A 21002-nucleotide genomic window follows, 5' to 3' on the forward strand; every position below is an offset into this window, starting at 1 on the left:
GGCCGATGAAGGGTTCAAGGGACAGTTGCGCGGTTAAATCGCGCCGCACTGTACCGCCGCGACTTCGCCACCAGGCCCTGCAAAATCCGGTAACGCTCCAAGCCTCGCGGCTTCCACCACAGTGACTAGCCTTCAAATACACCACCCAAGCAAGGATGCTTAGATGCTGCCGTTATTGCGTGCACTCACCTGTTTTATAGCCACCATCCCTTCCGTTTTCGCGGCGCCCTGCCCCGATTGGCCCACCGAGCGCGCCCAGGCAGAGATCACCACCCTGCAACGGCAAATCGACAGCTGGGACGACAGCTATCACCGCCTCGGCCGCTCGCTGGTAGCCGATGAGCTCTACGATCAGTCCCGCGCACAACTGGGCCGATGGCGCCATTGCTTCAGCCTCGAGGCGCCCGGTAATCCCTTGCGCACCGCAGGCGGAAAGATACCGCACCCTGTTGTCCATACCGGCCTGGATAAACTCAAGGATGCCGATGCCGTGAAGGCTTGGTTGCACAATCGCAAGGACGTCTGGGTCCAGCCGAAAGTCGATGGCGTGGCGGTAACCTTGATCTATCGCGAGGGGCTCCTGCAGCAAGCGATCAGCCGCGGCGACGGCGTGCAAGGGCACGACTGGACACCGAATGCGCGCAAAATCGGCGCCATCCCCCAACGGTTGCGCCGGCCTCTGGACCTCGTCATCCAGGGTGAGTTGTACTGGCGGTTGCTCACCCATGTCCAGGCCAGCAGCGGCAGTCTCAACGCCCGGGGGACCGTGGCGGGCCTGATGGCGCGCACGAATATGACGGCGCAGGAGGCGGCGGACATCGGCCTGTTTGTCTGGGACTGGCCTGAAGGGCCGGCCACCCTGCCCGAACGGATGGCCGCGCTGAGTGAGCTGGGCTTCGCTGACACGCTCCATTACAACCAGCCTGTCCAGGTTCTGGCCGATGCCGAGCACTGGCGCGACCACTGGTATCGCACACCACTGCCTTTCGCCAGCGACGGCATCGTCCTGCGCCAGAGTCGCCGCCCGCCCGCTAACCGCTGGCAGGCCAGGGCGCCGTTCTGGAGCGTGGCCTGGAAATACCCCTATGCCCAAGCCCTGGCCGAGGTGCGCAAGGTGCACTTCAAGATCGGTCGTACCGGGCGCATCACGCCCGTATTGGAACTCGAGCCGGTCATGCTCGATGACCGGCGAATCCGTCGGGTGAGCGTCAGCTCCCTCCAGCGCTGGGAAGAAATGGACATCCGCACCGGCGATCAGGTCGCCATCAGCCTGGCCGGGCTGACCATTCCACGCCTCGACAGCGTCGTACTGCGCAGCATCCAGCGGCAAGACCTCAACGCCCCCAAGGCAACCGATTATCACTTCTTGAGTTGCTGGCAGCCCACTCCCGGCTGCGAAAGCCAGTTCCTCGCGCGCCTGGATTGGCTCAGCGGCAAACACGGACTCGCCCTGCCCCATGTCGGCCCGGGCACCTGGAAAAAACTCCTGGCTGCCGGTCGACTCGACGGATTACTGGATTGGTTGACCCTCGATGCCGCCGAGCTTGCTAACATTGCTGGCTTCGGTGAATACAGCAGCGCCCGCTTGCTCGCCAGCTTGCACAGTGCCCGGCAGCGCCCATTCGAGCAATGGCTCAAGGCCCTCGGCCTGCCACCTACCGGAGAGGCCCGGCTGGAGGGGCCGTGGCAGGCGTTGGCCGAGCGCAACACCGAACAATGGCAAGCCGAAGTTGGCATCGGACCGGGACGCGCCGCGCAATTGAGCGCTTTTTTCCGCGACCCGCAGGTGCTGGCTTTGAGTGAAATATTACGCACTGCCGGGGTCGACGGTTTTTGACGCAAGCTCCGAGCAGTTGAACCCAAGGGGCAAACGTGCGCTCCAACAGCGCATCTGTACCGACCGCTCGCGAGTTTTTTACGGAGTTGCTATGAATTTCCTGTCCCCCGTTGCCCTGCTGGTCTTATGCAGTGCCATGGCCGCCCCTTTGATGGCCGACGAGCAAACCCCGGAAACACCGGAGCTCACCGGCTGCGCGGCCAAGCGCCAGGGCATCATCAATCAGATCGAACTGGCCAAGTCCCGCGGCAACCAGGACCAGCAGGCGGGGCTGGAGACTGCGTTGAACGAAGTCACCACCCATTGCACCGACGCTTCCTTGCGCAAGGAGCGTGAAAACAAGGTGCTCGACGCCAAGCACGAGGTCAGTCGACGTCAGGCCGACTTGGAAAAGGCCATGAAAAAAGGCGACGCCGAGCGAATCAACAAGCGCAAGGACAAGCTGGCAGCTTCACGCAAGGAACTGCAGGAAGCGGTGGAGGAGTTGGATCAGTAGCAGCTGCAAGCGTGCCGCTTGAAACTTGAAGCTCGCCGCTGCCTTTATTCAATGATCCCGAAACTCTTTATGACAGGCACTGCACGCATCTTCGACCTTCTGCACCGCCGGCCCCAGATTACTGGCCTTGTAGGGCTGGACTTTGCTGGCGGTCACCAACTCACCGGTGGCCGCTTCAAGGCCACGGGCCAGGTCCTGGAAGCGCGCCTGCTTTTGCCAGACCTCATCCAGGGCACTGGTGTGGTCTTGCTCGCGTACTGGCGGAAAGTGCTTCCACGGTTCGTGGGACAGCTGATCCAGTTTCACCGCGCCGTCAGCAAATCGCGCGCCGTCGAACGGGACTCGGCCACGCAACATGCCCCCCAACTCTTCGTTGGTCTTGAGCATCTGTTTGAAAATGGCCTTGCGCTGGCCCAGGGGAGAATTGGGATCGACGCCACCACACGCGGTCAACATCAGGCAGGCCAGCACGGCCATGGGAAATCGTTTTACAAACATCTTGGCCTCGGGACAGGAAACGGCGGTTAGTATCCTCGGGTCATCGGTAAAGACCAATGGCCCTATCAACAATACGGGTTGTTTGAGTGCCTGACAGCGTTCGAATGACTGCAAAGGAAATCTTCATGAACAGCCGCTTCAAGACCTGGCACAAAGGCTTGGCATTGACCCTACCGTTGATCGCGCTGCTGGCCGGCTGCAATCGCGGCGACAAGGTCGAAAAGCCGCAGACACACGCCCTCGCCACTTATGTCAGCGCGCCATGGGAAGCCTTGCCGTCGGTGTCCGATGAAGACCTGCTGGCCGGTTTCGGCTCCTGGCGCAGCGCTTGCACCCGGCTCAAGGCCGATGCGACCTGGGGACCGACCTGCGCGGCAGCGGCCAATGTGCCGCAGGCCGCAGCAGCTGTACGCGATTTCCTGAAACAGAACCTGGACGTCTATGGCCTACGCTCGGGGGACAACAGCCCCAACGGGCTGATTACCGGCTACTACGAGCCGGTCTACCCTGGCAGCCTCAAACAGACCGCCACCGCGAATGTCCCGGTGTACGGCGTGCCGGAGGACATGATCATCGTGGCGCTGGACAGCCTCTACCCCGAACTCAAGGGTAAACGCCTGCGCGGCCGCCTCGAAGGCCGGGTGCTCAAGCCCTACGACGACGCGGCCACCATCGAAACCAACGGGGTGAAGGCACCGGTGATTGCCTGGCTGACCGATCCAATGAACCTGCAGTTCTTGCAGATCCAGGGCTCGGGGCGCATCCGCCTCGATGACGGTCGCCAGTTGCGCATCGGCTATGCCGATCAGAATGGCCACCCTTATCGGCCCATCGGGCGCTGGCTGGTCGAACAGGGCGAACTGAAGAAAGAAGATGTGACCATGGGCACCATCAGTGCCTGGGCCAAGGCGAATCCGAACCGGATTCCCGAGTTGCTGGGCAGCAACCCCAGCTACGTGTTTTTCAACCGCAACCCCGACAGCAACGAAGGCCCACGAGGTTCGCTGAATGTGCCGCTGACCGCAGGCTACAGCGTGGCGGTGGATCGCAAGGTGATTCCGCTGGGCAGCTTGCTGTGGCTATCCACGACGCGCCCCGATGGCAGCGCATTGAACCGGCCGGTCGCCGCCCAGGACACCGGCGGTGCGATTGCCGGCGAAGTCCGGGCGGACCTGTTCTGGGGCACGGGCGATGCGGCGGGGCAATTGGCCGGGGACATGAAGCAGCAGGGTCAGATCTGGATGCTGTGGCCCAAGGGCATGGCATTGCCACAAGTGCCACAGGTGGCGAATGCGGTCAGCGCCAACCCCTAAGGAATGAGGTGCTTTATCCGGCCCCATCGCGAGCAGGCTCGCTCCCACAGTTGATCTCCAGTGGACACCTATTTTGTGTACGACTAGATCCAATGTGGGAGCGAGCCTGCTCGCGAAGGGACCCGCACAGACACAGCAAAAAACCAGGCAAGCTCAGACAGAAACAAAGAAGAAACTCAGCACCAACCCCGCCCCCACGAACCACACCAGCGAACGCAGGATCGCCCAGTCCGCCAGATAGCAAATGATGTAGAGCAGGCGACTGGTGATGAACAGCACCGCCAGCACGTTGATGGTCACCAATTCGGCATTGCCGGCCAGGTGCGCGACGATCACGGCGGCAGCGAAAAACGGGCTGATTTCAAAGCTGTTCAGTTGCGCGGCGTAGGCACGCCGGGGGCACCTTCGAGGGTTTCCAGGAAATCCCGCGGGTCGTGGTTATCCTGCAATCTGTATTTTCCTCCGATCTTGGCGATGGCGATGCACACGTAAGGCAGGAGAAAGGCAATCAACACACACCACAGGGCAACCGTCATGACGCAGTTCCTTCTTTGAGTTTTATAGAAAATCGAGAGTCCGGGCGCGGGTCAGAATTTCATCACCAGCATACCAAGCAGCACCAGCCCGCAGGCTAAGAGCCGCGGCCGGCCAAAAGGTTCTTTCAGATAACGCATGCCAAACAACCCCATCAGGATCACGCTGATCTCCCGCAACGCCGCCGCTTCGGCGATTGACCCCAGTTGCATGGCCCACAGCACCAGAGCGTAACTGAACAATATGTAGAAGCCTACCGCCAACCCCAGCCGCCACTGCTCACGCCAGAATCCCATGAACGCTGGCCGCTTGCTTATCAATGCCCGTGTCCATTCAGAGAATTGATTCGCCATCCATCAGCAGCCGTTTATACTGCTGGCGACCACGCCGCACTCAGTTGCGCATAAGCCAATTCCAATAATTCTGCTGCTGCCCTGTTCGTTCGAACCAGGGCGCCGGCATGCGTATGCCTGATCAGAGCGTCAAGACTACAGACAGAGACCCTGCGCATGCCACTCGCCTTGCTTGCTTTGGCCGTTGCCGCTTTCGGCATCGGCACGACTGAATTCGTCATCATGGGCCTGCTGCCCGATGTCGCCCGCGACCTGGCCGTGAGCATTCCCCAGGCCGGGCTGCTGATCACCGGCTACGCCCTGGGCGTGGTGTTCGGCGCGCCGATCCTGGCCATCGGCACCGCCAACATGCCGCGCAAGGCGACGCTGCTGGGCATGACGCTGATGTTCATCCTCGGCAACGTGCTCTGCGCCCTGGCGCCGAACTACACCACGCTGATGGCCGCCCGGGTCGTCACTGCCCTGTGTCACGGCGCCTTCTTTGGCATCGGTTCGGTGGTAGCGGCCGGGCTGGTGGCACCGAATAAACGGGCCCAGGCGATTGCCATGATGTTCACCGGCCTGACCCTGGCCAACGTGCTGGGCGTACCGCTGGGCACCGCCTTGGGCCAATACGCCGGCTGGCGCTCGACCTTCTGGGCGGTGTCGGTGATCGGGGTGATCGCAGCCATTGCCCAATGGGTCTGGCTGCCCAAGGAAATCCCCATGGAAAAAGCCAACCTGGCCAGCGAGTTCAAGGTCCTGGGCAAGGCCAACGTATTGCTGGCCCTGGGCATGAGCGTGCTGGCCTCCACCAGCCTGTTCAGCGTATTCACCTACATTGCCCCCATCCTGCAAGACATCACCGGCGTCAGCCCCCATGGCATCACCATCATGCTGCTGTTGTTCGGGGTCGGCCTGACGGCGGGCAGCTTCCTCGGCGGACGCCTGGCCGACCGGCGCCTGCTGCCCTCGCTGGTAGGCATGGCCCTGGCCGTGGTGCTGGTGCTCGCTGCGTTCAGCCAGACCAGCCAGTCGGTGATTCCGGCGGCGATCACCCTGGTGTTGTGGGGCATCTTCGCCTTCGCCCTGTGCCCGATCCTGCAACTGCTGATCATCGATCAGGCCCATGAGGCGCCGAACCTCGGTTCGACCCTGAACCAGAGCGCCTTCAATCTCGGCAACGCGGCCGGGGCTTGGATCGGTGGATTGGTGGTGGCCAGTGGGGCTGACCTGGCGGACTTGCCGTGGACGGGGGCAGCTGTCGGCGGCCTTACGGTATTGACGGCCTTGTTCTTTATTCATCGACAACGACGCTTGGCGGCAATCGCTGTCTGAGCATGTAGGAAATTTGCCCCAGCACCTCGATGAATGGGCGGCACGTTCAGTAGGACCTCAACCCTGATCCGTGCGGGCTGTTTTACCTGCCCGACAAAAAGCCCATTCCAGAGCGCTCGCATCGAAATCATGCGAGCGCCGTTCGCGGGCGGCTGATGTTTTTCCAATTGAGTAATGACGCAATCTGCCTTCAGGTTTTGTTTACAGTTCGCGCCTCCGCCCTAGGTACAAGGAACGAACCTGAATGCCCATATCCCCGATCGCCCTTTCTTTCCCTACCGGTCAGAAGCCCATCCAGACATCGCCAGAAGTCGTCGACAATGTATATGACTGTCACGACTTCGATTGCGAGGACAACGTACTAGCGAACCTGAAAAACCCACGCGTATTGGTACGCGGCGCGACAGAACAGTCGATAACCATCGTCGAACATGACGATGGTGTCGTACTCATTATTGGTCGCCCCCCTATCGGTCGATTGGCCATGAGTGGGGGTGGCGTCAAGGGGGCCGCCTTCTCCGGCGCCATCGAGGCACTCGAAGCCATGGGCATCATGAAGTCTATCCATACGATTTCAGGATCCTCCGCAGGGGGCTTATCGGCCGCTCTGCTGGCCAGCGGAATGAACCATAAGGGCTTCGACCGGATCTCTGACGATATTTCCCTTATTCAATTGCTCGACAGTGATAAGCCTGACGTTAAAGCGGAGCAGGAAGAGTGGTCGAGGATGGGCAAGAACATGAAAGCCCTCCCCATGGTGCAACTGCTTTGCGATCTATTGCCACGCCTGGGTACCAAAGGTACGGAGCTGGAAAAGCTGATCAGGGAAGAATCCTGTGCGGCGTTCCTGGCGTTGTGTAAAAACAAGACAGGGCTTACCCAGTTAGCGCAAGAGGCTATTGCCAATGTGCAGACGCGCAATTATGTCACCTTCCGCGACCTGGAGATCCTGAGCAAGGAGGTCAAGGAGATCAAGACCCTGGAGATCACCGGCACCGCCATGTTCAAGGAAGGTGCGCAACGGGTGGTTTTCAGTGCGGAGCTGACCCCCGACATGGACATCGCCAAGGCAGCGCATATCTCCGCAGCGCTGCCGATCGTATTCAGCAAACCGACCGAGCAAGGGCTGCCGTTCCAAGAAAGGAAGGAGGAAGGCAGTGCTGAAGGCATCGATGAGGTCACGGCATTTGCCGATGGCGGTATCCTGCGCAACACACCGATCCACGGACTCGGCGACCCCGTGACCAGCATGAGCCCGATACCGGATGAGGAGTCGTTGATTCTCGTATTCGAGTCGGTACCCGCCAAGGAAAGCACGCACGGCACAGGTCTATCGGCCTTGGTCGACTGGTTCCTTGGAGCCCCTCATGCGGCGAGCTCTGCCCACGATGCCAAACGAATGGAAGATTTCGAGAAGCAGATCGTCACCGTGCTGCTGAACACCAAGGAAGGCGATCGCCGTGGAATGCTCAAGGGAACACTCGCCTTCGACATATCCGAGGAGAGCAAGAACTATCTTCAGGAAGAGTTGCGCAAGGAGACCTTGAAACATTTGGACAAGCGTGGCACCGCACGAAAAACCCATCACTTCCCTTCGCACGACGCCGCCCTGCTGGCATTGAATGACAAGCTGTTCATCCAGTTAGGTGCGCAGTTGGAAGACAACGAAACCTATGCCGAGGTGAAAGCCTTCAGACAGGCAGCACTGACAGCACTGTCGGAACTAAAAGTCGCGATCACGCCCTCCGGCCTTGAGCCGACCCCGGAGCTACGCAACGCCATTCTGAACCTCGACGTCGTGGCGGATACTCCCGACAAGGTGGAGTGGCTGGCGAAACGCATTACTCACGACAACGATCCGGATTTCATGTACTTGCTTCAGGCTGCTGTTCGTTGGGATCGCGAAGCTTCTGACACAGCTCGCCGAGCCGTAGAGAAACTGAACCTCGGAGATGATCAGGACCTCATCCAGCACCTGCAGGCCGCGGCTCGCAGGGAAATCCGTGCATCCGCTCATACCCCCCAGGTGATCCGCCAGGCCGTCGAGGAAATGAATAGACAGGACATCGCTACCCGCGCCGCTAACGTCGTGCAACACGTGCTGTACCGCTCGCTCTTTCGCGGCGGCCAGCCTGGCTCGAACATCAAACTGTTGAGCCGCGCCATTCACGATCTAAACGATGTGCAAAACAAGTACGCGTTCAACAACGTACTCCTGCGGGTCATCCACAACTACAAGTCGCGCTCTACGGGATTGCCCAACCCCAAATCAACCACCATCAATGATCTGCGCGAAAGATTGATCCACTGACGGCCCACACACGCCGGGAGCCCGCGATCAGGCTCCCGTTCATTCCGAGTCGTTGCGCTGTTTTACCGGATCTGACGGCTTACCTTTGGGTGGGCCGACTTCGCTACGAATCTGCGCATGGCTGATCAGCGCAAAAATAAAGCTGCCACCGATGATATTCCCCGCCAACGTCGGTCCGGCAAACACCATCCAGAAATCCTCCCACGACAACTGCCCGGCAAAGACCAGATACGACACCTCGGCCGAGCCGACGACGATGTGGGTGAAATCCCCGAGCGCCATCAAGTAGGTGATGAGGATGATGATCCACATCTTGGCGCTTTCCATGGACGGGATCATCCAGACCATGGTGGCGATCATCCAGCCGGAAATGATGCCCTTGGCGAACATCTGGCCAGTGTCGTTTTCCATGACCTTGCGGCCGATTTCCAGGAAGGCCTGGTCGGTGCGCGGGTCGAAAATCGGCAGGTGCAGCATCACGTAGGCCACCAGCAAGGTGCCGCACAGGTTCCCCACCAACACCACGCCCCAGAGCCGCAACAGCCGACCGAAGTTGCCCAGGGTGGGTTTGCTCATGATCGGCAGTACGGCTGTCAGGGTGTTTTCGGTGAACAACTGCTGCCGGGCGAGGATCACCGCGAGAAAGCCGGCGCAGTAACCGAAACTGGCGATCACCTTGAAGGCTTCACCCTCCGGCAACCGGGCATTGAGCAGCCCCATCGCCATCAGCGACAGGCCCATGGTCAGCCCCGCCGCCAGGGCCGACCACCAGAGCGCAGCGACACTGCGCTCCAATTCCTGATTGCCCTGGGTGCGGATGATTTCATGCAGCACCGCGGCCCGCGGCGGCTGGTTGCGGTCGACTTCGTGTTGCTCCTGAGCCGAAAGGTCAGGGGTCTTGCCTTCTTTGTGGGTGTCCATACAACTCCTGAACCGGTGGCGTGATGTACCTACGACACGCGGCGTTCGGAGCTGTTCAGTGGTGGGACCTGCTGTTCATCGCGGCTTCAGATTTTGAGGAGCCAGTAAAACCGTCATCGCGAGCAAGCTCGCTCCCACAGGGGATTGGTGGTGTACATAAATCCTGTGACCGGTCCGAAGACCATGTGGGAGCGAGCCTGCTCGCGATTGGAGACACCGCCGATATCACTCGCTGGTAATGTCATCCTGGAACTGATCCTTGACGTACCTGATCTCGGTCCGCCCATGAGGCGCCGGCAAACCGTCTTCACCGAGATTGACGAAGACCATTTTTTCCACGGTCAGGATGCTCTTGCGGGTGATTTTGTTACGCACCTCGCAAGTCAGGGTGATGGACGTGCGGCCAAACTCAGTGGCGGTGATGCCCAGCTCGATGATGTCGCCCTGCCGCGAGGCGCTGACAAAGTTGATTTCCGAGATGTACTTGGTGACCACGCGCTGGTTGCCGAGCTGGACGATGGCATAGATCGCGGCCTCTTCGTCGATCCAGCGCAACAGGCTGCCGCCGAACAGCGTGCCGTTGGGGTTGAGGTCTTCGGGCTTGACCCATTTGCGGGTGTGGAAATTCATGTTCACTCCTGAGCGTCTGGCCGATGAATGCCTGCATCATGGCAGACCGAGCTGCCCGGCTCTATGTCGCAGGCCCTATAACGGTCATCGGCAATTTTGATTTGCCGACAGAAACCCTTTTGGAAGATCCGATTAGCCCGTTATAATCGCCCCCGTTTTACCCGGTCCACACTTTGGACCGTTCCCGCCACCTGTCCGAGGGGCGCTGCAGCAGGCTCGACCTGTCAGGCTCGGATGGGGCGTTGTTTGTACGGGGCTCCCCGCACGGACACTAAACGCACAACGGCGCCCATTCGCATACATTACGAATGGAGGCTCTTCATGAGCGCTGTTATCACGCCTGCAGCTTTTACCGACTACAAAGTCGCCGACATGTCCCTGGCCGCCTGGGGCCGTCGCGAAATCATCATCGCCGAATCCGAAATGCCAGCCCTGATGGGCCTGCGTCGCAAGTATGCCGGCGAGCAACCGCTCAAGGGCGCGAAGATCCTCGGCTGCATCCACATGACCATCCAGACCGCCGTGCTGATCGAAACCCTGATTGCCCTGGGGGCCGAAGTGCGCTGGTCGTCCTGCAACATCTTCTCGACCCAGGACCAGGCCGCAGCCGCCATCGCCGCTGCCGGTATCCCGGTATTCGCCTGGAAGGGCGAGACCGAGCAAGAGTACGAGTGGTGCCTGGAGCAAACCATCCTCAAGGATGGCCAGCCATGGGACACCAACATGATCCTCGACGACGGCGGCGACCTGACCGAGCTGCTGCACAAGAAATACCCGGCCGTGCTGGAAAAAGTCCACGGCGTGACCGAAGAAACCACCACCGGCGTACACCGCCTGTTGGACATGCTGGCCAAGGGCGAGCTGAAAATCCCGGCCATCAACGTCAACGACTCGGTGACCAAGAGCAAGAACGACAACAAATACGGCTGCCGTCACAGCCTCAACGACGCCATCAAGCGCGGCACCGACCACTTGCTGTCCGGCAAGCAGGCGCTGGTGATCGGCTACGGTGACGTGGGCAAAGGTTCGTCCCAGTCCCTGCGTCAGGAAGGCATGATCGTCAAAGTGTCGGAAGTCGACCCGATCTGCGCCATGCAAGCCTGCATGGACGGTTTCGAGCTGGTCTCTCCGTTCATCGACGGGATCAACGACGGCACCGAAGCCAGCATCGACAAAGCACTGCTGGGCAAGATCGACCTGATCGTGACCACCACCGGCAACGTCAATGTCTGTGATGCCAACATGCTCAAGGCCCTGAAGAAGCGCGCCGTGGTCTGCAACATCGGTCACTTCGACAATGAAATCGACACCGCCTTCATGCGCAAGAACTGGGCATGGGAAGAAGTGAAGCCACAGGTCCACAAGGTTCACCGCACCGGCACCGGCAGCTTCGACCCGCAAAACGACGACTACCTGATCCTGCTGGCCGAAGGCCGCCTGGTCAACCTGGGCAATGCTACTGGCCACCCAAGCCGCATCATGGACGGCTCGTTCGCCAACCAGGTCCTGGCCCAGATCTTCCTGTTCGGCCAGAAATACGCCGACCTGTCGCCGGCCCAGAAAGCCGAGCGCCTGACCGTGGAAGTCCTGCCCAAGAAACTCGACGAAGAAGTAGCCCTGGAAATGGTCCGTGGTTTCGGCGGCGTGGTCACCCAGTTGACCAAGCAGCAAGCTGACTACATCGGCGTGACCGTCGAAGGCCCGTTCAAGCCACACGCTTACCGCTACTGATCGGCGCTGCTCCCCTGTGGGAGCGGGCTCTTTTGTGTGAGCGAGCCTGCTCGCGATGCAGACACCTCGATCTGACTGTTGGACCGAGGTGAGACTGATCGCGAGCAAGCTCGCTCCCACACCAGCCTGCCTTACAGGATCTGCGTAGGCTTCTCCGGCTCACGAGTTTCCAAGGATATGACCATGTCCCAAGAACGTCGCTACAGCTTCGAGTTCTTCCCAACGAAGACCGATGCTGGGCATGAAAAACTGATCGCCACTGCCCGTCAGTTGGCGAGCTACAACCCCGATTTCTTTTCCTGCACCTATGGCGCCGGCGGTTCGACCCGTGACCGCACGATGAACACCGTGTTACAGCTCGAAAGCGAAGTCAAAGTCCCGGCCGCCCCCCACCTGTCTTGCGTGGGCGACAGCAAGGACGACCTGCGCGGCCTGCTGACCCAGTACAAGGCGGCGGGCATCAAGCGCATCGTTGCCTTGCGCGGTGACTTGCCCTCGGGCATGGGCATGGCCAGCGGCGAGCTGCGCCACGCCAACGATCTGGTTGAATTCATTCGTGAAGAAACCGGCGATCACTTCCACATCGAAGTCGCGGCGTACCCGGAAATGCACCCCCAGGCGCGCAATTTCGAAGACGACCTGCGTAACTTCGTGCGCAAGGCCAATGCCGGCGCCAACAGTGCGATCACCCAGTACTTCTTCAACGCCGACAGCTATTTCTATTTCGTCGAGCGCATACGCAAGATGGGCGTCGACATTCCTGTCGTGCCGGGCATCATGCCGATCACCAACTACAGCAAGCTGGCGCGTTTCTCCGACGCCTGCGGGGCGGAAATCCCACGCTGGATCCGCAAGCAACTGGAAGCCTACGGCGACGATACATCCAGCATCCAGCGCTTCGGCGAGGAAGTCATCACGCAAATGTGTGAGCGCTTGCTCCAAGGTGGTGCGCCGGGGTTGCATTTCTATACGTTGAACCAGGCCGAAGCCAGCCTGGCGGTATGGAACAATCTCAAGCTGCCGCGTTGACACTGATGCAGTGGCACAAAAGGCCTTGGTGAAAACCAGGGTCTTTTTTTATGCAGTTTGTTGCGCCGCTCCAGCCCTTGCCAGGAGCATTTACCCTGAAACGTATACTGCGGGCGATCGATCCGTATCGCACGCAGGCAAAAGGCAACTAAGGCCCGAACCAGAGCACTCTAGCTATTTGATGAGTTCTCGTCGTAACCTCGGGTCCATGCCCGTTATTGCCCAGTTACTCACTGCCCTTCTTCTTTTCTTCCTGAGCATGGCTGCCCGGGCCGAGAAGTTGCGCATTGTCACCGAACCCTGGGCACCTTATGTCTACGAGGAAAACGGCAGGATGCTGGGCCTGGACTACGAAACCACGGCCATTGTATTCAAGCGCCTGGGTATCGACGTGGAATGGCAGTTCCTCCCATGGAAGCGGTGCCTGGCAATGCTGGAACAGGGACTGGCGGACGGAGCGCTGGATATTTTTCACAGCGACGAACGCGACGCCATGCTGCTCTATCCCAGCGAACCGCTGTCGGACGTGGAGTTCGTGATGTTCTACGCCAACGCCCGGCCCTATCCGTTTCGCACGCTCGATGACCTGGGTGGCCTGACCGTCGGTACATCGCCCGGCTACCTGTACAGCCCGGCTTTCAGCGAATCGTCCCTGTTCAAGCGTGAAACGGCGCCGACCCACGAAGCCAACTTCGGCAAATTGCAGCTGGGCCGGATCGACCTGCTCATCACCGACCGCCGGGTGGGCCGGCATGTACTCACGCAAATGCAGTTGGGCGACCAGATCACCGAAAACCCGACGGTCGTGAGCCGTCAAAGCCAATACCTGGCGGTACGGCGCAATGCCGGGATGGATTTGCTGGTGCAGCGCTTCGGGGCCGAACTCAAGCGTTTCAAGCGCGAACCAGCCTATGCCGAGCTCAGTGCCCGCTACGGAGCCAACCTTGCGACCAAAACGGCAGCGCCCTACCCGGCCGCCACACTGAAATAAACCGTTGAGCAGCAGGAAAGCGGCGCACGGCGTTTGCTCTGTTATACTCCGGCCTTCCCGCCAGGCTCACGCCCGGACGCCCGGTCTTGCAAAAGGCATCCCGACACCGCTACAGCGCAGCTTCCAGCCCGCGCGAGCCCTGTCCGGACCCGTCTTTCAGACTCGGCAGGACCGGACGGGGTGACGTCTTTTTGTTGAACGTCATTCGCGCCCGGCAAGACTATCCCATTGGGCCAGGCCCTCACTAAAACAGGATTACTCATGTCCTTTGCTTCCCTCGGTCTCTCCGAGGCTTTAGTCCGCGCCATCGAGGCCGCCGGCTACACCCAGCCTACCCCGGTGCAACAGCGGGCAATTCCCGCCGTGTTGCAAGGCCGCGACCTGATGGTTGCGGCGCAGACAGGCACTGGTAAAACCGGCGGTTTTGCCCTCCCGATTCTGGAGCGGCTATTCCCTAACGGTCACCCAGACAAATCCCAGCGTCACGGCCCGCGTCAACCGCGCGTACTGGTCCTGACCCCAACCCGCGAACTGGCCGCCCAGGTGCACGAGAGCTTCAAGGTTTACGCTCGCGACCTGAAGTTCGTCAGTGCCTGCATTTTCGGCGGCGTCGGCATGAACCCCCAGGTCCAGGCCATGTCCCGTGGCGTCGACGTGCTGGTGGCGTGCCCCGGTCGCCTGCTGGACCTGGCTGGCCAGGGCAGCGTCGATCTGTCCCACGTTGAAATCCTCGTGCTGGACGAAGCCGACCGCATGCTCGACATGGGCTTTGTCCATGACGTGAAGAAAGTGCTCGCCCGCCTGCCTGCCAAACGCCAGAACCTGCTGTTTTCGGCGACGTTCTCCAAGGACATCACCGACCTGGCTGGCAAGCTGCTGCACAACCCGGAACGCATCGAAGTCACGCCGCCGAACACCACGGTCGAGCGCATCGAACAGCGTGTGTTCCGCCTGCCGGCCAGCCACAAGCGTGCCTTGCTGGCGCACCTGATTACCGCCGGTGCCTGGGAACAGGTGCTGGTGTTTACCCGCACCAAGCACGGTGCCAACCGTCTGGCCGAGTACCTGGACAAACACGGCCTGCCGGCCGTGGCGATCCACGGCAACAAGAGCCAGAACGCCCGTACCAAGGCCCTGGCCGACTTCAAGGCCGGCGAAGTGCGCATCCTGGTGGCCACCGACATCGCTGCCCGCGGCCTGGACATCGACCAACTGCCCCACGTGGTCAACTTCGAGCTGCCTAACGTCGACGAAGACTACGTCCACCGTATCGGCCGTACCGGTCGGGCCGGGCGTTCGGGTGAAGCGATCTCGCTGGTCGCACCGGACGAAGAAAAGCTGCTCAAAAGCATCGAACGCATGACCAAGCAGAAAATCTCCGACGGCGACCTGATGGGCTTTGATGCCAGCACGATCGAGGCCGAGAAGCCTGAAGTGCGTGAACGTCCGGACGTGCGCAACCCGCGCAATGCCCGTGGCCCACGCGGCGACGGTCCAAATGGCGGCGGTGGCGGCGGCGGTCGCAAGGACAAAGGCAAGGATAAGGGCAAGGAAAAATCGGCCAGCACTAGCAATGGCCGTGGCGAACGCCCAGCCCGCGAGCAGAAGCCGCGCGAAGGTACGCCGGCCCGTGAACAACAGCGCCCGGCACCTCGCGCCTCTGCAGATCGCGCGCCCGACGAGTTCCTGGACGACGATGTCGATAACTTCGGTAACCGCGTCGACTATGTGCCGCAGCAGAAGCCGGCCCAGGGTCGCGGTCGCCGCCCGGGTGCCCCGGCACAAGGCGCAGCAGGCGCGGGGGCACCGCGTAGCGGCCAGCCACAGGGTCGCCAGAACGGTCCACGCAACAGCAACGGCTCGTCCACCGGCACCCCGCCGGCCAAGCGCAGCGGTCCACGCAATGGTGCCCCTCGTGACGGCCAGGCCCGCCGCGAAGACACCCGCCCGCGCCGCCCGGCCCGTGACGACGACCAGCCTCGCCAGGAGCCTGCGGTGCAGGCCCCACGTGGCAACCAGCCAAAGATCATGCACAAGGAGTCGAAAGCCGATCGCTTCCCGACACCTGAACAGCTGGATCAACTGCCAAGCCGTCCACGGGGCGAGAAGCCGGCATTGCTGACACGCAATCGCTGAGTGTTTCCAAATGTGGGAGCGAGCTTGCTCGCGATAGCGGTGGTTCAGTCAACATCAATGTGACAGAACTGACGCCATCGCGAGCAAGCTCGCTCCCACAGGGTTCTCTGTGTTGCCCGAATCCGAGTAATAAAAAACGCCCCCGATCGCAAGATCGGGGGCGTTTTTTGTCAGGCGCGAAAATTACTTCGCTTTGACACCTTCAAACGTAACGTACAGTTCGACCACGTCGGACGATGGGCCCAGGTCTTTCTGCTTGCCGAAGTCGGAACGCTTGATGCTGGTAGTGCCTTCGAAGCCGGCACGGTAGCCGCCCCATGGGTCCTTGCCTTCACCCAGGAAGGTGGCCTTGACCACGACCGGCTTGGTCACGCCCAGCAGGGTCAGGTCACCGGACACGTCCGCAGTTTCTTTGCCATCGGCGTTTTTACCGGTGGATTTGACGCTGGTGGAAACGAAGGTGGCCTTGCCGAACTTGCTCACGTTCAGGAAGTCGCCGCTGGCAATGTGCTTGTCACGTTCAGCGTGATTGGTGAATACGCTGGCGGTATTGACGTTGAACTCGATCTTGCTGTCTTCAGGCTTGGCGGCGTCGAAGCTGAACTTGCCGTCGATGTCCTTGAAAGTCCCGGTGATGTAGCTGTAGCCCAGGTGGCTGATCTTGAAGTCGACAAAGGCGTGCTGGCCTTCCTTGTCGACCACGTAGTCGGCAGCCATGGCCTGGCCGGCCGACAGCAGGGCGGAACCAATTGCCAGGGCGGCGAGCGTCTTTTTCAACATGCTTTCTATTCCTTTGGAGTCGAGGTTGAACATCAGGCTTGGCGCCCCAGCATGCGCTTGAGGGTCGCGTCACGGTCGATAAAGTGGTGTTTCAATGCAGCCAACGCGTGAAGGCCGGAAAAAATTACCAGCCCCCACGCCAGGTAGAAGTGAATCTGGCCGGCGACGTCTGCCTGATCGGGCAGTCCGGACACCAACGCGGGTACTTCAAACAGGCCAAACACCGGAATCCCGACACCGTCTGCGGTGGAAATCAGGTAACCGGCAATCATCACGGCGAACAACCCGAGATACAGGGCGCTATGGCCAAGCTTGGCGCCGATACGGGTGAGGCGCCCGTAGCTTTGCAGGGTCGGCGGCGGTGGGCTGACAAAACGCCAGATCACCCGCAGCAACATCACCGCCAACAGCACCAGGCCAATGCTCTTGTGCAGGTCCGGCGCGTCTTTGCGCCAGGTGCTGTAGTAGTCCAGGCCGACCATCCACAGGCCCAGGGCGAACAACCCGTACACCACCAGCGCAATGCCCCAGTGCAGGGTGATACTGACCCAGCCATAGCGAGAAGAAGAGTTGCGTAGCTGCATTGCTCATATCCTGTAAAAACTGCGACCAAGACTAGCGAGTTATCTATCGATTTAAAGCGGAAATTTTCGCTTTGAAATATCGAGAAATACGATGATCAGTCTGGCGGGGGTGGGTTAAGGAAAGATTAAACGGAAAAATGGCGGGTGTGATGGCAAGAAGGCAGGCAGCCATGGGATGGCCGCATGGATCTCATCGCGAGCAAGCTCGCGCCCACAGGAGACCACGCTGGCGCCGTCATCGTGATTAATTTTTTTTGCCCACGCAATATATATGTATCACCTTTTCCATTTTTTATCCTTGATTAAATGCGAGCTTCAACATTCATTGAACAAAGATAAAAAACATGGCTGTTCCTTACACTCCATTTCGAGCAAGTGGCTCGCCGTTGCTGCCTCCCAATCAAACAATGTCACCGGGGCAGTACCTCCAGTCTCCAAATGGGCGATTTCGATTGGTATTGCAGGTTAATGGAAACTTGGTCATCAAAGAGGGTGAAGCCGTAGTCTGGGTTGCAGATGGCAATCAACGCTATAGTGCAACCTTGTATCCAAAGAGAATGCGAGAGCCCCTGCAATTTGTAATCGCTAATAGTGGTTTTCTTTACGACCCATCCAGAAGACGCTTATGGATTGCTGAAAGTAGCCATAGCAGGGACAAGTCGCTTTGGTACAACGCTTGTATGGTCATTCAGGATGACGGCAACCTGGTCATCCCTGACAGGCGAACGGGAAGCTAATGCTGGGCTCGCTTTGGCTTCGTCCCGGGACGTATGTCCAAGCGAAAGCGGGTCAAAATTTTATTTGAGGACTTTGAAATTAAAACCTGGTCGTTTTCACTGCCGCCTCTCTAGAGTCACTTATTGACGCACTCAGGCCTGTAAGGATCCATGTCGCATCTATAAACTAATTGAGGATCGTGCTTTTTCAGCACCATACGACCATCAGCAGTGCAACCACTGACACCGAATACTGCCAATAGCATTAAAGCCGCTATCAACCTCATATTAACTCCAACTTTTACGAGGTGAAAATTGTGAATTATTAGTTTACCGAGCACTCAGGCCTATATGGATCGATGGAGCATTTGTGTGCTAGCTGCGGATCTCTTTTTGGAATCATTGGAATTTTTAAAGGATCCCGGCATTCGCCATACACGCACCCGTACATCGAAACCAATACGACCATTGCCATCAGTATTTTCATACACGCTCCTGTTTTTCGAGGAGCCTAGACTTATGGCTTGGTAAGCACTATCGCCTGCTTCCGGTTAAAGGGTGGGAAGTTTCCGATATATCGCCGAGGCGTGTAGGACGTCGCGCTTATCAAGCGGCGCCGATACGCTTGATGCGGGATAAAAAAACGCGGCCCTTGGGCCCATGTGGTTCATTCAAGAAAAATGAAGGACCTGTGGCGAGGGAGCTTGCTCCCGCTCGGCTGCGAAGCAGTCGTAAACCGGCGGGTGCGGTGTGTCTGATGCTCCGCATTTGGCAGGTTTGGGGGCCGCTTCGCGGCCCAGCAAGAGCAAGCTCCCTCGCCACGGGTTTGTCGATTGCCTTAAGTGAACAGCATTAGGTCCTTGAACCGCGTTCTTTCCACCTGATCGTTACTGAGACTTGGTTTCAGTAGTCGTCGTCGGTTTGACTGCTGGCTTCTTCGCCGGCTCGGCCTTTTTCACCGGTGCCTTGGTCGGCGCTTTTTTAGCCGGGGTCTTGGCAGCTGGTTTTTTCGCCGCCGGTTTGGCCGTTGCTTTCTTGGTTGGCTCAACTTTCGCCGGAGCAGGCGCTGGTGGTTCCACCGGTGCGGGTGCTGGGACGGGCGCAGGCGTTGGAGCAGGCGCTACCGGCTCCGGTGCCTTGACCGGCTCCGGCTTCTTGTCGTCATCCGAGCCACCAAACAGGTTACTGAAGAAGTTGCCCTTCTTCGCCGCCACGGCACCGGCCGCTGCTGCCGTTGCAGCCGGAACAACCTTGGCCGGTTCAAACGACTTGCCCGCCGCCAGGTCTTCAACCTGGCTGGCGGCCCGCTGGCCGCTGCGCAACGCGCCTTCCAGGGTGCCCGGATACAGGGTGTCGGTGTGTTCGCCGGCAAAGGCTACGCGCTGCAAGGGCTTTTCCCACAGGCGCCAGTACTTGCTGATCTGGCCCGGACCAAAGGCCAGGTACGCCCCGCCCATGGAGGGGTCGGTGCTGTAGCGACGGATCTCATAACCCGTAAACGCGCCACGGGCCTGTGGATAAAACGCGTGGAGGCGGATCAACACCTGGTCGACCATCTGCTTGTCGCCGAACGCCTGCATCACCCGGGCATTGTCGCCGGACAGGTTGATGACCACGTTGGCGCCGCCCTTCATGGCCGGCTCGATCCACATCATGCCCAGGCCAGTGTTGCTATAGATCTCGCCCGACATGCGCGCCTTGCTGTCCCAGACCGGGGTCTTGAACTTGAGCATGATCTGGTCGCGCCAGCCGTAGTTGGTGCCCTTGATCGCGCCTTGATGCTGGGCGTCCAGCGCCGGGGTCAGCTGGATCTTGTTCAGGGCCCGCAATGGCACGGCCAGCACCACGTAATCAGCCTGGTAACCGACGCTACCGACCTTGACGGTCACGCCGTCCTTGTCTTGTGAAATGGCCGATACAGGTGAACTGGTCTTGATGGTTTTCAGTTGCTTGACGAACGCCTGGGCCAGGGTCGGACTGCCGCCCAACAACCGCGAAGCCCGCAGGTCCCGGTCGGACACGCCACGATAGACCCGGTTCTGCTGTGCGAAATACAGCAACGACAGGCGCGAAGGTTCGTCGTAGCGCGTGCGAATCTCTTGGTTCACCAACTGACGGGCCGTGGCCGGCAGTTGCAGGCGGTCGAGCCAGTTGGACACGGTGATCTGGTCCAACGAGTGCAACGTGCTGTTGGCGGACGGGTTCTGCGGGTCGTCAATCGAGCGCGCCAGGTCGTCCACCGTAGTTTCGTAGCGCTTGAGGGCTTCGGCCGTGGCGGGCTGCTTGGCCGCAAGGTCAGCGGTCGTGTAGTAGGTACCGTCGATCAGGTAGCTGGGGGTGCGTACGAATTCCGGGGCCGGCGTGGTGCTCAACTTGAAGGTCGAGACGTACTTGTTCAGCACCGGCTGCGTCTTCTCATTGCCGATCCACTCGCTGGTGGCCATGCCCGAACGACCGCCCAAGCTCGGCTTGGCTTCCAGCAGGGTCACGGCCCAGCCTTTGTTCTGCAGCTCATAGGCCGCCGTGAGTCCCGCCAGGCCGCCGCCAATGACGATAGCCGTCGGTTGTTTGTCCTTGGCCAGCGCCGAAACGCTGGACAGCCCTATCATCACCAGCGCACAGGCGCGCAGCCAACCAGCAGACATTCAACGAACTCCGGAATAAACGTAGGGAATTTCAGTTTTTCGAGCCAGACCGCTCAGAAGAGCCGCGAAGAATACGTCAGCCATCAAAGCGCCGCCAGCGGCGTCTATCGCCCCGCTCTAAGTAGCCGCGATGACACAATGGGTTGTCCCCAAGGCCGCCATTGCATAGGCTTGCGCGAT

15 protein-coding genes, 2 pseudogenes and 1 riboswitch are annotated in these 21002 nt (G+C 59.9%); of the genes and pseudogenes, 9 read left to right on the forward strand and 8 right to left on the reverse strand.

All coding sequences use genetic code 11. The features are described from left to right. The first annotated feature begins 163 nt into the window (after positions 1–163). Positions 164–1837: an NAD-dependent DNA ligase LigB gene (ligB, locus tag QNH97_RS26765; RefSeq protein ID WP_283554627.1), complete on the forward strand. Its 1674-nt coding sequence runs from the start codon at positions 164–166 to the stop codon at positions 1835–1837. A gap of 91 nt (positions 1838–1928) precedes the next feature. Beyond that, positions 1929–2333, forward strand: coding sequence for a DUF1090 domain-containing protein (locus QNH97_RS26770; protein WP_283554628.1), 405 nt, complete (start codon positions 1929–1931; stop codon positions 2331–2333). Between the two features lie 48 nt (positions 2334–2381). Here QNH97_RS26770 and QNH97_RS26775 read toward each other — a convergent pair whose 3' ends face one another. Next, positions 2382–2831 (reverse strand): c-type cytochrome, encoded by a 450-nt coding sequence (locus QNH97_RS26775; protein WP_283554629.1) that lies wholly within the window; start codon positions 2829–2831, stop codon positions 2382–2384. 125 nt (positions 2832–2956) lie between these two features. On the opposite strand from QNH97_RS26775, the gene mltA reads away from it, so the two are divergent. Further along, entirely contained in the window at positions 2957–4144 is a 1188-nt protein-coding gene (gene mltA, locus QNH97_RS26780) for a murein transglycosylase A (protein WP_283554630.1), read from the forward strand. A 153-nt stretch (positions 4145–4297) separates the two neighbouring features. Here mltA and QNH97_RS26785 read toward each other — a convergent pair. Together QNH97_RS26785 and QNH97_RS26790 are read right to left on the reverse strand one after the other, a co-directional pair. Then, a pseudogene (locus QNH97_RS26785) lies at positions 4298–4680 on the reverse strand (MAPEG family protein). A gap of 51 nt (positions 4681–4731) precedes the next feature. Then, positions 4732–5001: pseudogene (locus QNH97_RS26790) on the reverse strand (EamA family transporter); the annotation flags it as partial. Positions 5002–5187: 186 nt separating this feature from the next. Here QNH97_RS26790 and QNH97_RS26795 point away from each other — a divergent pair. Together QNH97_RS26795 and QNH97_RS26800 are read left to right on the forward strand one after the other, a co-directional pair. After that, entirely contained in the window at positions 5188–6348 is a 1161-nt protein-coding gene (locus QNH97_RS26795) for an MFS transporter (RefSeq protein WP_283554631.1), read from the forward strand. A 244-nt stretch (positions 6349–6592) separates the two neighbouring features. Further along, positions 6593–8659, forward strand: a complete 2067-nt coding sequence (locus tag QNH97_RS26800) for a patatin-like phospholipase family protein (protein WP_283554632.1) — start codon at positions 6593–6595, stop codon at positions 8657–8659. 39 nt (positions 8660–8698) lie between these two features. On the opposite strand, the gene QNH97_RS26805 is transcribed toward QNH97_RS26800, so the two are convergent. Continuing rightward, positions 8699–9580: a formate/nitrite transporter family protein gene (locus QNH97_RS26805; protein ID WP_283554633.1), complete on the reverse strand. Its 882-nt coding sequence runs from the start codon at positions 9578–9580 to the stop codon at positions 8699–8701. 225 nt (positions 9581–9805) lie between these two features. Further along, positions 9806–10210, reverse strand: a complete 405-nt coding sequence (locus QNH97_RS26810; protein WP_283554634.1) for an acyl-CoA thioesterase — start codon at positions 10208–10210, stop codon at positions 9806–9808. Positions 10211–10401: 191 nt separating this feature from the next. Next, a riboswitch (S-adenosyl-L-homocysteine riboswitch) is annotated at positions 10402–10508 on the forward strand. Positions 10509–10531: 23 nt separating this feature from the next. Between QNH97_RS26810 and ahcY the strand changes: the two genes are divergently transcribed. The 4 genes from ahcY to rhlE2 all read left to right on the forward strand — a co-directional run bounded on the left by ahcY (position 10532) and on the right by rhlE2 (position 16097). Continuing rightward, positions 10532–11941, forward strand: coding sequence for an adenosylhomocysteinase (ahcY, locus tag QNH97_RS26815; RefSeq protein WP_283554635.1), 1410 nt, complete (start codon positions 10532–10534; stop codon positions 11939–11941). 183 nt (positions 11942–12124) lie between these two features. Then, complete coding sequence (gene metF, locus QNH97_RS26820) at positions 12125–12970, forward strand: methylenetetrahydrofolate reductase [NAD(P)H] (RefSeq protein WP_283554636.1); 846 nt, start codon at positions 12125–12127, stop codon at positions 12968–12970. A 208-nt stretch (positions 12971–13178) separates the two neighbouring features. Then, a complete protein-coding gene (locus tag QNH97_RS26825; RefSeq protein ID WP_283557558.1) occupies positions 13179–13961 on the forward strand; it encodes a substrate-binding periplasmic protein in 783 nt (260 codons plus the stop codon). Between the two features lie 261 nt (positions 13962–14222). Further along, positions 14223–16097, forward strand: a complete 1875-nt coding sequence (rhlE2, locus tag QNH97_RS26830; protein WP_283554637.1) for an RNA helicase RhlE2 — start codon at positions 14223–14225, stop codon at positions 16095–16097. A 183-nt stretch (positions 16098–16280) separates the two neighbouring features. Here the strand turns inward: rhlE2 and QNH97_RS26835 are convergent, their stop codons facing one another. The 3 genes from QNH97_RS26835 to QNH97_RS26845 form a co-directional block, all read right to left on the reverse strand. Continuing rightward, positions 16281–16877: a YceI family protein gene (locus QNH97_RS26835; RefSeq protein ID WP_283554638.1), complete on the reverse strand. Its 597-nt coding sequence runs from the start codon at positions 16875–16877 to the stop codon at positions 16281–16283. Positions 16878–16909: 32 nt separating this feature from the next. After that, positions 16910–17461: a cytochrome b gene (locus tag QNH97_RS26840; protein ID WP_283554639.1), complete on the reverse strand. Its 552-nt coding sequence runs from the start codon at positions 17459–17461 to the stop codon at positions 16910–16912. 1603 nt (positions 17462–19064) lie between these two features. Then, on the reverse strand, positions 19065–20822 hold the full coding sequence (locus tag QNH97_RS26845; protein WP_283554640.1) for a flavin monoamine oxidase family protein: 1758 nt from the start codon (positions 20820–20822) through the stop codon (positions 19065–19067). Positions 20823–21002: the final 180 nt, after the last annotated feature.

This window comes from Pseudomonas sp. G2-4, assembly GCF_030064125.1.
In the GTDB taxonomy this organism is placed as follows: Bacteria; Pseudomonadota; Gammaproteobacteria; order Pseudomonadales; family Pseudomonadaceae; genus Aquipseudomonas.